Annotated in this window: 11 protein-coding genes; 1 reads left to right on the plus strand and 10 read right to left on the minus strand. The window is 74.5% G+C overall.

What is annotated here, in order from left to right:
- The first annotated feature begins 19 nt into the window (after positions 1-19).
- Positions 20-1,288: an MFS transporter gene (locus tag ACZ3X1_RS03330; RefSeq protein ID WP_467276304.1), complete on the plus strand. Its 1,269-nt coding sequence runs from the start codon at positions 20-22 to the stop codon at positions 1,286-1,288.
- Positions 1,289-1,398: 110 nt separating this feature from the next.
- On the opposite strand, the gene rfaE2 is transcribed toward ACZ3X1_RS03330, so the two are convergent.
- The 10 genes from rfaE2 to ACZ3X1_RS03380 all read right to left on the minus strand — a co-directional run bounded on the left by rfaE2 (position 1,399) and on the right by ACZ3X1_RS03380 (position 12,675).
- Entirely contained in the window at positions 1,399-2,796 is a 1,398-nt protein-coding gene (gene rfaE2, locus ACZ3X1_RS03335) for a D-glycero-beta-D-manno-heptose 1-phosphate adenylyltransferase (RefSeq protein ID WP_356810954.1), read from the minus strand.
- Entirely contained in the window at positions 2,793-3,467 is a 675-nt protein-coding gene (locus tag ACZ3X1_RS03340) for a D-sedoheptulose-7-phosphate isomerase (RefSeq protein WP_467276306.1), read from the minus strand. Before ACZ3X1_RS03340 ends, rfaE2 begins: the two co-directional genes overlap by 4 nt.
- 144 nt (positions 3,468-3,611) lie before the next feature.
- Complete coding sequence (locus ACZ3X1_RS03345) at positions 3,612-4,883, minus strand: glycosyltransferase (RefSeq protein ID WP_356810955.1); 1,272 nt, start codon at positions 4,881-4,883, stop codon at positions 3,612-3,614.
- The gene (locus tag ACZ3X1_RS03350; RefSeq protein WP_390074057.1) at positions 4,880-5,842 is read right to left on the minus strand and encodes a glycosyltransferase; all 963 of its coding nucleotides are present in this window, start codon (positions 5,840-5,842) and stop codon (positions 4,880-4,882) included. Before ACZ3X1_RS03350 ends, ACZ3X1_RS03345 begins: the two co-directional genes overlap by 4 nt.
- Positions 5,839-6,918: a glycosyltransferase family 9 protein gene (locus ACZ3X1_RS03355; RefSeq protein WP_390074055.1), complete on the minus strand. Its 1,080-nt coding sequence runs from the start codon at positions 6,916-6,918 to the stop codon at positions 5,839-5,841. Before ACZ3X1_RS03355 ends, ACZ3X1_RS03350 begins: the two co-directional genes overlap by 4 nt.
- Positions 6,915-7,634, minus strand: a complete 720-nt coding sequence (locus tag ACZ3X1_RS03360) for a D-glycero-alpha-D-manno-heptose-1,7-bisphosphate 7-phosphatase (RefSeq protein ID WP_467276027.1) — start codon at positions 7,632-7,634, stop codon at positions 6,915-6,917. The genes ACZ3X1_RS03355 and ACZ3X1_RS03360 overlap by 4 nt, the downstream gene beginning before the upstream one ends.
- Positions 7,631-8,707, minus strand: a complete 1,077-nt coding sequence (locus ACZ3X1_RS03365; RefSeq protein WP_362622435.1) for a glycosyltransferase family 2 protein — start codon at positions 8,705-8,707, stop codon at positions 7,631-7,633. Before ACZ3X1_RS03365 ends, ACZ3X1_RS03360 begins: the two co-directional genes overlap by 4 nt.
- Before the next feature lie 5 nt (positions 8,708-8,712).
- Complete coding sequence (locus ACZ3X1_RS03370; RefSeq protein WP_467276030.1) at positions 8,713-10,368, minus strand: carbamoyltransferase family protein; 1,656 nt, start codon at positions 10,366-10,368, stop codon at positions 8,713-8,715.
- A gap of 90 nt (positions 10,369-10,458) precedes the next feature.
- The gene (locus ACZ3X1_RS03375; protein WP_356810961.1) at positions 10,459-11,421 is read right to left on the minus strand and encodes an NAD-dependent epimerase/dehydratase family protein; all 963 of its coding nucleotides are present in this window, start codon (positions 11,419-11,421) and stop codon (positions 10,459-10,461) included.
- A gap of 180 nt (positions 11,422-11,601) precedes the next feature.
- The gene (locus ACZ3X1_RS03380) at positions 11,602-12,675 is read right to left on the minus strand and encodes a lactonase family protein (RefSeq protein WP_467276034.1); all 1,074 of its coding nucleotides are present in this window, start codon (positions 12,673-12,675) and stop codon (positions 11,602-11,604) included.
- Between the last annotated feature and the right edge of the window lie 159 nt (positions 12,676-12,834).

Genomic DNA, 12,834 nt, shown 5'->3' on the forward strand with positions numbered 1-12,834 from the left:
GTCCCTCCGCTACCGCAGCATGCGCTGGTGGGCCGTCGCGAACTTCGTGTCCAACGCGGGCACCTGGATGCAGCTGACGGTGCAGAACCTTCTGGTCCTCCAGATCACGGGATCGGCCGCCGCCACCGGCCTGTCCGTGTCCATCCAGATGGCGCCCGGCCTGCTCCTCGGCCTGGCGGGCGGCGCGGCCGTCGACCGCTTGCCCCGCAAGCTGACCGCCGCCGTCGCGCAGGCCCTGCTCGGTGCGGTGGCGCTGGTGACGGCCCTGCTGGTCGCGCTGGACGGGCTCGACCTACCGGTGCTGCTGGCGCTGGCCGCGGTGACCGGCCTGATCGCCACCGTCGACGGCCCTGCGTGCGCGTTGCTCGGCAACGATCTCGTCCACGCCCCGGACGTCCCGTCGGCCATCGGGGTGGGCTCGCTCGTCCACAGCGCCGGACGCCTCGCGGGCGCGGCGCTCGCCGGCGTGGCCGTCGGCCTGCTGGGCACGGCGGCGGCCTATGCGGCCAACGGCCTGTCGTTCCTGTTCGTGGCCTGCGTGATCCCGTTCCTCAAGGCGGCCCGCCCCCGAGAGGCAACGCGGGCGGTGGTACCCGCACCCGCGGGGCGGCCCGCGCCCGAAGCGGCCGCGGCGCGGGGCATGAGCGCCCGGGAGGGGCTCGCCTTCTTCATGCGGCGCCCGCGACTGGTCGCCCTCGCCGCCCTGAACGGGATCAGTGCGCTGTTCGGCCGCAACTACTCGCTCACCCTGGTGGTCCTGGTCACCGGGCCCCTCGCCGGTGACGCGGGTTCCTTCAGCAAGGTCTCCACCGTGCTGGCCGTCGGCGGGATCGTCGGAGCGGTCCTCGGCGCCCGCCTGCGCAGGCCGAGCGTCCGCATGGTGGCCGTCCTGACCCTGGCGGGGGCCCTCCTGCAGATCCTCGCCGGCCTGGCCCCCTCCCTCCTGGTGCTCCTGGTCCTCGTCCTCCCCATGGCGATCGCGGAATCCGTCGGGGACACCGCCCAGTCCACGGTGCTCCAGACCGATCCGCCCGCCCACATGAGGGGCCGTGTGCTCGGCGCCTGGTCCAGCATCCGCACCGTGTGGGGCCTGGCGGCGCCGCCGATGCTGGGAGTGTTCATGGAGCTGGCCGGGGTACGGGTCACGCTGATCGTGGGCGGACTGGCCATCGCCACGTTCGTCGTCGCGGGTTACCTGCTGAAGGGGCGCAAGCCCCGCAGCGGAGCGCTCATCCCGGTGCCCGAGGCTGTCGTGCCCGTCCGGGCGCGGCTGAGCACCGCCGCCTGATCACTGCGAGTCCGACACGCGGACCCGTCCGCGACGCAGCGTGTGCCGACCCGGCCCCCGGCCCGGCCCGGCCCCCGGCCCGGCCCGGCCCCCGGCCCGGCCCGGCCCGCTCAGGGGGCGGACCGGGCACCGGAGGCGGCCCGCGCAGCGCGATCGGCGATGCCGGTCGTGGAGCGGCCGTCGAGGTAGGGCAGGACGACGGCCTGGCCGCCCCAAGCCCGCAGCGCCCGCGCCTCCGGAAGATCGTCGGCCGAGTAGTCGCCGCCCTTGACCCAGACGTCCGGCCGCAGCCGGTCCAGCAGGGTCTCGGGCGTGTCCTCCTCGAAGGCCACGACGGCGTCGACACTGCCGAGCGCCGCCAGTACCCGTACGCGGTCCTCCAGCGGGTTCAGCGGGCGGCCCGGCCCCTTGAGCCGCCGCAGCGAGGCATCCGAGTTCACGCAGACGATCAGGCAGTCGCCGATCCGCCGCGCACTGTCCAGCAGGCCGACGTGCCCGGCGTGGAGCAGGTCGAAGCAGCCGCCCGTGGCGACCACCGTTCCGCCCCGAGCCCGTACGCTCGCGGCCGTCGCGAAGGCGTCGCCGCCCGTCGGCCGGGCGAAGCCGGTGGCGCGGGACGTCTGCCACAGGGCGGGGTCGCAGGCGCCGCCCGCCGCTACGAAGGCCGCGGCCGCGGCCACCGCCAGCTGTACCGCCTCCTCCGGCAGGCCCCCGTCCGCGAGTGCGCAGGCCGCCACGGCCGCGAAGCAGTCGCCCGCTCCGCACGGATCGCCCACGGCTCGGTACGGGGACGGTACGAGCATCGGCGCCTCGGACAGGGGACGGGTCAGCAGGACCCCCCTCTCGCCGAGTGTGACGGCCACCGCAGCGGCACCCCAGCGCTCCGCCAGCTCCGCGCCGCGCCGGGCGTGCGCTGCCAAGGAGTCCCCCTCATCGGGACACAGCGCGGTCGCCTCCGCCGCGTTCGGTGTCACCAGGCGGGCTCCCGGCACCGGTGGTCCGCCCCGCGGGTGTGGGTCCCACACCAGGGGGACGCGGCGCGCGCTGTCGGTCAGCAGGGGCCGCAGCGCCTGCGCGGTGCCCCTGCCGTAGTCCGCGACCAGGACGGCGTGCGCATCGGCCAAGGCCCGTCCTACGGCAGCATTCGGAGGGCCGACCCGGCCACCGCCCCGGTCGATCCGGACCAGGGGGCGGCCGTCGGCCAGTATCCGTGTCTTGACCGGCAGGGAGCCTTCCAGCGGGAGCTCCACCAGCCGGACCCGGCCGTCCAGCACCTCCCGCACCCGGTTGCTGGCACGGTCCTCCCCCAGTGCCGTGACGAGGACGACTTCGCGGCCGGAACGGGCGGCCAGCACGGCGGCCAGTCCTGCGCCTCCGGGCCGTGAGAGGTCGTCCGTGACGTCGACGACGGGCGCCGGGGCGTCCGGAGCGAGACGGGACGCTGCACCCCGGATGTCGCGGTCCAGCAGGACGTCGCCGACCACGACCAGCGGTTCGCGGCCGGTCACCGGGTCCTCCTGACGGCGGCGACGGTGCGTCGAGGCGCCGTGCTGACGGCGGCGGTGGAGGAGGAGGCGGCGGCGGTGGCGGAGGAGGAGGAGGCAAGGGCCGAGTCGAAGGACTCGCACAGCAGGTGCACGGCCACCAGGTGGGCCTCCTGCACGGTGGCCGCCGAGGCAGCGTCGATGCACAGCGCCTGATCGGCGGCCTCCGCCAGCGGGTTGGGGGCGGTTCCGGTCAGGGCCCAGACCTCCACGCCCGCCGCGCGGGCCGTCCTCGCGGCCGACAGCAGGTTGCCGCTGCGGCCCGACGTCGACAGCAGGACCAGGACGTCACCGTCCCGGCCGTGCGCCGCGACCTGCCGGGCGAAGACCTGCTCGAATCCGTAGTCATTGCCGATCGCCGTGACACTGGACGTCTCGGCGTGCAGGGCGATGGCCGAGTACGCCGGCCGCTCCTCCCGGTAGCGGCCGACCAGCTCAGCGGTCAAGTGCTGCGCCTGGGCAGCGCTGCCGCCGTTGCCGGCCGCGAGGAGGCGGCCTCCGGCGGGAAGCACCGCGGCGAGCCGGTGACCCCAGTGGGCGAGCTGGTCCAGACCGTGGACGCGCAGACGTCTCAGCGCGTCCTCCAGTGCCTGGCAGTGCTGGTGGGCTCCTGTGCTTGCGGGAGATCGGCTCATGGCGTCGGGGCGGCCGCTCGGGAGAGCGGTCCGCACCCCACCTCCTTCAGGCAATCGGTACTGCGCGGAGAACGGTCCGGTCGTGACCGACCGGAGAGGTTCGTCGGACGGAGCCGGGACGGACGGAGGAGCGGCAGAGGTGGCTCACGTCGTCGTCCCGGCGACCACGAGCCGCCCGGCGAGCACCGAGCGGTAGGACCGTTCCGTCGCGGCGGCGACCTGGGACCAGCCGTAACGGCTCAGGACGCGCCGCCGTCCGGCCTCGCCGTACGCCCGGCGCACTGTGTCGTCGGCCAGCAGCTCGGCAGTGGCCGCCGCGAGCGCCAGGACGTCCCGGGGCGGCACGAGACGCCCCGTCTCCCGGTCGGCGACGGTGTCCAGCTGGCCGCCGACGGCGCTGGCCACGACCGGCCGGCCGCAGGCCATGGCCTCCAGCGGCACGATGCCGAACGGCTCGTAGTCCGCCGGGCACAGCACGACGTCGGCACTGCGCAGCAGGGCCGGCACGGCGTCGCAGGGCACCGCGCCGACGAAGCGCACGCGGTCGAGGACTCCCGCCCCCCGGGCGAGGGCGCGCAGCCGCCGCACTTCGGGATCGCGGTCGAGACCGCCGGGTGGTGGGCCGCCCGCGATCAGGAGCTCCGCCTCCGGCAGGTGGGCGAGAGCGGCGATGGACAGGGCCGCCCCCTTGCGGGGGACGAGCCGGCCGAGCTGGAGCAGCCGGTGGCGGTGGGCGGATCCGCGCTCGGCAACGGGTCCGTCGGGGCGGAACCGCTCGGTGTCCACACCGCACGGAACGACGTCGGCCTTGTCCTCCGGGACGCCCATCCCGGCGAGTTCGGTGACCTCGTCGCGGCACGTCGCCACGACCCGGTCGCAGCCGAACGCGACCTCCCGCTCGCAGCCGATGCGTGAGGGCGGACTGGTGTCGTCGGCACCCTGGTGGCGCCGCTTGACGGTTCCCAGCGCGTGAAAGGTGTGCAGCATCGGCAGGCCCAGTTCCTGCGCCGCCGCCAGCGAGGCGAGCCCGGACATCCAGAAGTGCGAGTGGACCAGGTCGGGAGGACCGGACTCCCGCCAGTGCTGCATCAGGTAGTACGCGAACTCCCTCATGTGCGGGAGCAGTTCGTCCTTGGGCAAATGATCGGCCGGTCCGGCCGGCACGTGGTGGACCGTCACACCCGGCCGCAAACGGCTTCTGTCCGGCAGGTCCCGGGAATCGCGCCGCGTGTACACCGTGACCCGGTGGCCTCGGTCGGCCAGTGCCCCCGCCAGGCAGGCAACGTGCACGTTCTGCCCGCCCGCGTCGACACCGCCGAGTGTCGCGAGGGGGCTCGCGTGCTCGGAGACCAGGGCCAACGACAGGGGCCGGAGCCGGTTGGGCGACCGTATCGAACGGGCGGTGGGGGGTGTCATGACCGTACCTCCGTCATCAGGCGCTCCCAGTCGGCCAGGAAGCGTTTGAGGCCGTACCGTTCGAGCGCGGCCTGCCGGGCGCGCGCGCCGTCCTCGGCAGCCGCCTGGGGTTCGTTGACGTAGTGGACGACCGCGCGGGCCAGCACTTCCGGCCGGGTGGACAGGACGCCGGTCCCGGGCAGGACGGCCTCGACGGCCTCCGTGGTGGCCAGCGCCACGACGGGCATGCCCAGGTGCATGGCTTCGAGCAGCGACAGTCCCAGTGAGGTCCAGCGCACGGGGTGCAGGTACAGCCGGCGCTCCGCCATCGCCGTGTGCAGGTCGCCCTGGGGGAGCTCGTAGGCACGGCACCGCCCCGCGGACAGCCCCAGGTGCTCGGCGATGCCGTGGGTGCCCATGCCGAAGACGTCCAGCGGCGCCGCCCGGGCCAGCTCGGGCAGGAGGTCAGTTCCGGTGTGGCGCCCCCGCCTGATCGGTTCGTTCGTCACCACGGCCGCACGGGGGAGGGAGCCGGTGTAGAGGTGCCCGGGGTCGACGATGCCGTGTTCGATGACCTCGGCGCGGGTGCCGCCGTTGTCCCAGAACAGCCGGTTGAAATGGGTGACGTGGACCAGTGTCAGGTCCTCGCGGTCGGCGCAGGGGTGCCGGGTGCGGGGTACGTCGCCGTCCGGTGCGTTGTGCTCCAGGTACACGGCGGGAACGTCGCGTCCGGGGCGGCGGCCCAGCCAGCGCTCGGCCAGCTCCATCTCGTGGGGCCGCTGGAGCACCACGAGGTCCACCGGAGCATCGGCCAGTTCGGCCGGCGTGACCTCCCGCACCGAATCGGGCCAGCTGAAGGTGCGGGCGCGGCCCAGCCCGTCGGGCCCGCGGTCCGGGGTGACCGGTACGAGGTAGGTGTGCGGTCCCTGGACGAACGCGGTCGTCCAGGAACCGTGCACGTGCCACAACAGGATGTTCATACGGTCACTTCTCCATCGGTCTCGCTCGGCTCGTGCGGTCGCGGTCCACGGCCGCCCGGCGGGGCGTCCGGGAGGAGGCCGGCGACAGCCGCCAGCACCTCGTCGTCATCCACCGAGTCCAGACAGGGGTGCCCCTCGACGGGACAGACCCGCGCCCTGCTGCCCGCGCACGAAGCCCGCTGGTCGCCGAGCAGCACGTGCGGCACCCGGTACGGCCGCCACCGGCCCGCCGGCACCACGGGTGCGAACAGACACACCACGGGTGTGCCCACGGCGGCGGCCAGATGGGTCGGGCCCGTGTTGCCCGCCACCACGACCTGCGCGGCGGCCAGGACACCGGCCAGCTCGTGCAGGTCGCCGGTGACGCCGCCCAGGTCGAGTCCGTGGCGGCCGGCCACCTCCGCGGTCAGCCCCTTCTCCGCAGGGCTGCCGGTGACCACCACCCGGTGCCCCGCCTCGTGCAGCGCGGCCGCGGCACGCGTCGCCCTGGCCGGGCTCCAGGCGCGGGCGGCCACCGCGGCTCCCGGGTGCAGCACCACGTACGGTTCGGGACCCGTCAGCCGCGTCGTGTCGGGCGGGACGGACACGCGCAGGGCGCCGTCGTCGCCGTCGGGCAGCGCGAAACCGAAGTCGCGCACCAGGTCGAGCGCCGCGTCCGCCTCGTGCCGGTCCGGCAGCCGGTGGTGGCGCAGCGCGAGCAGGGACCCCGGGTACTCCTCGCAATCGGCCGCGACCTGCCCCACTCCCGCGAGCGCGAGCAGCAGGGCCGCCGGCAGCGGGGACTGGTGGTGGGACACCAGGATCACGCCACGGTCGAAACGGCCGGCTGCCAGTGCGTCGACCAGCAGACCGCACTCCTCGCGCGAGGTGCGGCCCGGCTCCAGCCCCACCCACGGGGCCTCGTACACCAGCACCTGGTCCACTCCGGGCAACAGCCGCGCCGCGGCGACACCCTGCGGCCCGCAGAGCAGCGTGGTGTGGGACGAGCCGGCCGCCACCGCGCGCACGGCAGGACCGGCCAGCAGCACGTCCCCGGCGCTGTCGAGGCGTACGACGAGACTGCGCGGGGCGTTCATCCGCCACCGCCGACAGCGCGCGGGCGCTCCCGCAGGGGTACGCGCGCCGGCACCTCGTCCGTGCCGCGGCCGGCTCCGGAGCCGGCCGGGGACGAGATCAGCCGGACGGCGGTGAGCAGATCGCACGCCGTCTCGCCGGCGGCCGCGACCTCTGCGGGGCGGGTCACGGGCGTGGGCACCAGCACCCCGCGCGCCCCCGCGGCGGAGGCGGCCCGCACGTCGGAGCCGATGTCGCCGACGACCACGGTGCGTTCGGGGGCCGCGCCCAGCCGCTCACACGCGGCAAGGATCAGGCCGGGTGCGGGTTTGCGGCAGCCACAGCCGTCCGCAGGGCCGTGGGGGCACACGGCCCACACGTCGAACGGACCGAACAGTTCGTCCACGCGTCGGCGAACCGCCATCACCTGCTGCTGCGTCAGCAGCCCGCGGGCGACGCCCGACTGGTTGCTGACGACACCGACCCGGACCCCCAGCTCGCGCAGCGCGGTCACCGCGGCCCGCGCCGTCGGCATGGGAGAGACCCGGTCGGGGTCGCCGTTGTACGGGACGTCGACGACGAGCGTGCCGTCACGGTCGAAGAGGACCGCTTCCGGAAGCCGGCCGGCCTTCCGGGGCCGGCGCGGGACACGGGCCGCGCCGGGGCGGTCCCACAGCCAGGGAACGGCTCCGGCCGGGGCCCCACCGACGGTGGTGCCTCCGACGGGCCGGTTCCTCATGACCACACCTGCTGGCGGGGAGCCTCCTGCGGAGCCGCCGAGCGGCTCACGGGGGGCGCCGCCGGGTCCGCTCGGTGGACACGGCGGTGCACGACCGTCCCGCGCAGCCAGTGCCAGACCGCCACAGCGGGGATGACCGCGCTCGTGACCGCCATGGTGACGACCTCGGACGGGGTGCGCGGTCCGGGTGCGATCCGGGCGGCGGCGAACTCGGCGGTGCCCGCCACCCAGCCGGCCGCGCACCACGCGGCGGCGCCCCTCCTGCCTGCCACCGCACAGCCCACGGCCGCGGCGGCGGCCGCGGTCACGGCGACATGGCGCGGCAGCCGCCCCCGAGGGGCCGCTGCCCGCCCCCACCAGTCGTGCCCGTGCAGTCGGCCCATCAGTACGTCGTCGGCGTTGCCGGCCTGGAGCCGGACCGAGATCCAGCGATCTGCGGGGCGGACCGGGTGAGTGGTACGGCGACTGCCGGGGCTCAGGACCCAGCCGCCTTCGATCAGGCGCAGGGCCAGCTCGGCATCCTCGCGGAAGGCGCGCCCGAAGCGCTCGTCGAAGCCGCCTGCGGCGTCCAACGCCTCCCGGCGGAAGGCCATGTCGGCGGTGATCCAGCGGGCGGTGGCCAGACCCGCGGTGTTGCGTTCCCAGTCCGTGGGGCGGCGGCCGGACGGAAGGGGAACGTCGATGCGGGCCGTAACGGCTGCGGTGTCACGGGAAGCGGAGACCAGATCGTTCGCCAGGTCCTCGCCCCACCCCTGTCCCGGCACCACGTCGTCGTCGAGGAAGACGATCCAGGGCACCGGACCCGCCGCCCGCATTCCCGTGTTGCGGGCGGCCGCGGGGCCGCGGGCCCGGCCGGCCACGACGGTGGTGATCGGGCGGAGCACCGGGGGGACGTCCAGGGGCGGCGGAGTTCCGTCGGGACCGGGACGGTCGTGTACGAGAACGATCCGCACCGGGCCGCGCCCGGAGGCCGTCGCGGCCGCCACGGCGTCCAGGCAGGCCCGGAGGCTGGGCCGGCCGAGGGTGGGCACCACGATCGCGTACGGAGGCAGGGGCACGGAGGACTGCAGCATGGCGGTCAACCTTCCTCGGCGGTACGGAAGATGCCGTCCCGGCGCACGGCGTAGGGCCCGATGGCCAGCAGGTCCACCGGTGACGAGCCGAAGCACTCCAGGGCGTCCCGGGGGTCGTCGACCATCGGCCGGCCGGCGGTGTTCAGGCTGGTGTTGACGACGACGGGCAGTCCGGTGCGCCGTTCGAACTCGGTGAGCATGCGTGCCACCAGCGGCTCGCGCTCCGGATCCACGGTCTGGATGCGGGCCGTGCCGTCGACGTGGACCACCGCGGGGATGCGCTCGCGCCAATCGGCGGCCACGTCGTGCACGAACAGCATGTACGGACTGGGCAGCGGTCCGTCGAAGATCTCGGACGCCCGCTCGGCGATCACCATCGGGGCCACGGGGCGGAACTGTTCACGGCCCTTGACATCGTTGAGGCGCTCCAGGTTCCCCGCGTGCCCGGGATGGGCCAGCAGTGAGCGGTGCCCCAGGGCCCGCGGCCCGAACTCCGAACGGCCTTGGAACCAGGCCACGATGGCGTTGTCGGCGAGCGACTCAGCGACGGTGACCGCGATGTCCTGGGGCCTCTCGAAGGGGACTCCCGCCGTCTTGAGCCAGGCACCGAGTTCCGCGTCCGACCAGTCGCGGCCCAGATCCGCGCCGGCCATGGGCTCGGGGGCGTCCCCCGCTCCGGCGGCGAGGAGCAGGGCGGAACCGAGCGCCGTTCCCGCGTCTCCGGCGGCGGGCTGCACCCACACGCGGGAGAACGGGCCCTCGCGCGCGATGCGGGAGTTGGCCACGCAGTTCAGCGCGACGCCCCCGGCGAGGGTGAGCACGTGGTCGTGGGTGCGGCCGTGGAGCCAGCGGACCAGGTCGAGCAGCGTCTCTTCCAGGACGGCCTGGGCACTCGCGGCGAGATCGGCGTGGGCTCCGGTCCACGGCTCGTCCGCGCCGCGGGGTGGGCAGAACTCGCCCCAGGGGACGCCGGTGGCGTGGAAGCCGCCGTCGCCCGTGGGGTACACGTAGCGGCGGAGCTCGGCGAGCATCCGCGGGCGTCCGTGGGAGGCGAGTGCCATCACCTTGAACTCGTCGGAGGACCTCAAGAAGCCCAGGTGCTCGGTGAGTTCCTCGTAGACGAGTCCGAGCGAGTGCGGGAGGTCCTGCGCGTACAGCGGCTCCAGCCTGTCGCCCAGGCGGCGGGCCGCCAGGTGCGAAGCGCGTTCACCGCGTCCGTCCAGGACCAGGACGGAACTGCGGTCCGCGCCGTCGGCCGCGAACGCGCCGGACGCGGCATGTGCCATGTGGTGCGGAACGAAGCGCACGAGGCCGGGGTCGAGGCCGGGCAGGGTGGTGGCCAGGAAACCCGGGGCCTCGCGCGCGTACGTCTGGCGGAGGTGGTCCCACGGGTCGTCCAGACCCATGGCGTCGGCCGGCCGCGCCAGAGCGGGGTCGTAGGAGTACGCCACGGCATCGAGGTCCTGCGGACGCAGACCGGCACGCTTCAGGCACCAGGCCGCGGCCTGTTCGGGCAGTTCCCAGGCGGAGAAGGGCACCGGCCGCTTGCCGTGCTTGCGACGGGAGAACCGCTCCTCCTCGGCGGCGGCGACCGTACGGCCGTCGACGACGAGTGCGGCGGACGGGTCGTGGAAGAGCGCGTTGATTCCGAGAATGCGCATCGCGGAAGAGACCTTTCGGGTGGGGGTGCCGGGCGGGGCCGCGCAGAGGAGGCACAGCAGCCGGCGAACGTACGAGGGAGCCCGAAGGGATCAGTCGTCGCAATGCGCGCGGTACCAGGCGATGGTGCGGCGCAGCCCGTCCTCTGCCGCCACTCGCGGCTCCCACTGGAGCTTGTCCCGCGCCAGTGTGATGTCCGGGCAGCGCACGGTCGGATCGTCGGTGGGCCGCTCGATGAAGGTGATCTCCGAGGAGGAACCGGTCAGTTCGACGATCCAGCGGGCCAGCTCGAGCATGGTGAGCTCGTCGGGGTTGCCGAGGTTCACGGGCCCCCGCATCCCGTGGTCGGCGGCCGCGAGGATGCCGGCGACGGTGTCCTCGACGTAGCACAGCGAACGGGTCTGCAGGCCGTCACCCGTGACGGTCAGCGGGTTGCCCGCGAGCGCCTGGCGGATGAAGGTGGGCACGGCGCGCCCGTCGTAGCCCCGCATGCGCGGGCCATAGGTGTTGAACAGCCGCACGATGCACGCGTCCGTGCCCAGGGCCGAGGCGTGGGCGCTGGTCAACGCCTCGCCGAAGCGTTTGGCCTCGTCGTAGACGCTGCGCGGGCCGACGGGGTTGACGTGCCCCCAGTACCGCTCGTTCTGGGGGTGCTCCTGCGGATCCCCGTAGACCTCGGACGTGGAGGCGAGGACGAAGCGGGACCCGCTGCGATGTGCCAGCTCCAGGGCGTTGCGCGTGCCGAGGCTCCCTGCCTCCAACGTGTGGAGCGGCAGCCGGAGGTAGTCGGAGGGGGAAGCCGGGGAGGCCAGGTGCAGAACGAGGTCCGGGTCCCTCCGTACGCTGAAGGGTCGCGAGACGTTCGTCTCCTGCAGGGTGAACCCGGGATGGTCGACCAGTTCCGAGATGTTCTCGGGCCGCCCGGTGCTGAAGTCGTCGACGCAGGTGACGGCGGTCCCCGCTGCCAGCAGGGCTGAGCACAGGTGGGAGCCGACGAAGCCCGCACCGCCGGTGACGACGGCGTGCTCCCATCGCGGCGCGTGCGATGAGCCCATGGTGATCTCCTCGTCCGTCAGGGGCACAGCGGGACGCAGGAACCGGGAGCGGCGAGAGCCGGGCCCGCTCGTACCGGGATGAACCCCGCAGATACGCCCCTCAGCCTGCTGGAGCCGGGGTGGACCGGCACGTGGGAGCGGGCAACCGGGTGACAGCGGCCGTGTTCAGGGCGGCCGTGTTCAGGCGAGGACGGCGCAGGCGGCGGCCGGGACGTCGAGCCTGCCCGCCAGGTGGAGCCGCCCGCTGTCGGGATCGGTTTCGAACCAGGTGACGTCACCGGACCACTCGTTGGACACGTACAGATGGCGCGCCGACGGGTCGGCCGCCAGATGCCGCGGCCAGTGACCTCCGCAGTTCGCGACATCCGTGATCCGCGGCTTCTCGGGGCCGTCGGACAGCGACAGGGTGGTGATGAGGTTGCTGCCCCGGATCGCCGCCCAGACGCAACGGCCGTCTCCCGGGACGAGCACCACCGACGGGTACTCCCTGGCGTCCGCCGCGTCGTCGCCCGAGCCCAGCGCGACCTCCCCGGTCGGGTACAGGCTCCCGGAGCCGGCGTCCCACCGGCATACGGTCACCTGCGGTTCCAGCTCGTGGACCACGTACGCCACGTCCCCGCGAGGGTGGAAGACCACTTCCCGGGGACCGCTTCCGGGCCGCAGCGGCGTCTCGGTACGTACGCGGAGGGGCCCGCCGGCCGGATCGGGCGCGCACACGCGCACCGAGTCGGTGCCGAGGTCCACGCTGAGCACCCAGCGGCCGCTCGGATCGGGCGTCACGCAGTGGGCGTGCGGGCCGGCCTGCCGTTCGGGGTCGGGCCCGCGGCCGCGGTGGCCGAGGACGGCGGCGGGGCCCTCCAGCCCGCCGTCGCGCGAGACCGGGAGACTGCTCACGCTGCCCGAATCGTAGTTGGCGATGAGCAGCCGGTCCCCGACGACGCTCATGTGTGCGGGACCGAGGCCGTCGACGGGGACGGGCCGTCCGAGCGGGGCGAGACCGTCGGCGGTGATCCGGTATGCGGCCGCCAGCCCGTGATCGGTTCCGCCGGCGGCGTAGAGCACCTGCCGGTCGACGGACAGGGCCAGGCACGAGGCGTCCGCGGGGCCGGGGCCGTCGGCGACGCTCAGTACGGTGAGCGCCCCCGTGACGGGGTCCACGGCCGCCGTGGTGATCCCGCGGCCTCCGCCGGAGGCGAACGAACCGATGTACGCGCGCTGTCCGACGCCCTGGTCCGTGCTTCCCGCGCCGCCCACCGGGTGGTCCTTCCGCCGTCAGTCCCCTGCTCCGGGCGAAGCTAGCAGCCGGCTGCCACGAACCCGCGCCGACCGGGCCGGTGTGGGGCAGCGGCTCAGCCGCCGGGCCGTATCTGCCGGCGGCTGAGCCTCCACGACCGAGTCGGTCGCCGGTTCGGC

It is taken from the genome of Streptomyces sp. NPDC023541, from assembly GCF_055559995.1.

What these genes read in the sequence shown, in the direction of transcription:
- ACZ3X1_RS03340 (WP_467276306.1), bottom strand. Translation starts at nt 3,467, where the DNA reads ATGAGCCGATCTCCCGCAAGCACAGGAGCCCACCAGCACTGCCAGGCA.
- ACZ3X1_RS03330 (WP_467276304.1), top strand. Translation starts at nt 20, where the DNA reads ATGCGCTGGTGGGCCGTCGCGAACTTCGTGTCCAACGCGGGCACCTGG.
- ACZ3X1_RS03360 (WP_467276027.1), bottom strand. Translation starts at nt 7,634, where the DNA reads ATGAGGAACCGGCCCGTCGGAGGCACCACCGTCGGTGGGGCCCCGGCC.
- ACZ3X1_RS03375 (WP_356810961.1), bottom strand. Translation starts at nt 11,421, where the DNA reads ATGGGCTCATCGCACGCGCCGCGATGGGAGCACGCCGTCGTCACCGGC.
- ACZ3X1_RS03350 (WP_390074057.1), bottom strand. Translation starts at nt 5,842, where the DNA reads ATGAACATCCTGTTGTGGCACGTGCACGGTTCCTGGACGACCGCGTTC.
- ACZ3X1_RS03365 (WP_362622435.1), bottom strand. Translation starts at nt 8,707, where the DNA reads ATGCTGCAGTCCTCCGTGCCCCTGCCTCCGTACGCGATCGTGGTGCCC.
- ACZ3X1_RS03370 (WP_467276030.1), bottom strand. Translation starts at nt 10,368, where the DNA reads ATGCGCATTCTCGGAATCAACGCGCTCTTCCACGACCCGTCCGCCGCA.
- ACZ3X1_RS03355 (WP_390074055.1), bottom strand. Translation starts at nt 6,918, where the DNA reads ATGAACGCCCCGCGCAGTCTCGTCGTACGCCTCGACAGCGCCGGGGAC.
- ACZ3X1_RS03345 (WP_356810955.1), bottom strand. Translation starts at nt 4,883, where the DNA reads ATGACACCCCCCACCGCCCGTTCGATACGGTCGCCCAACCGGCTCCGG.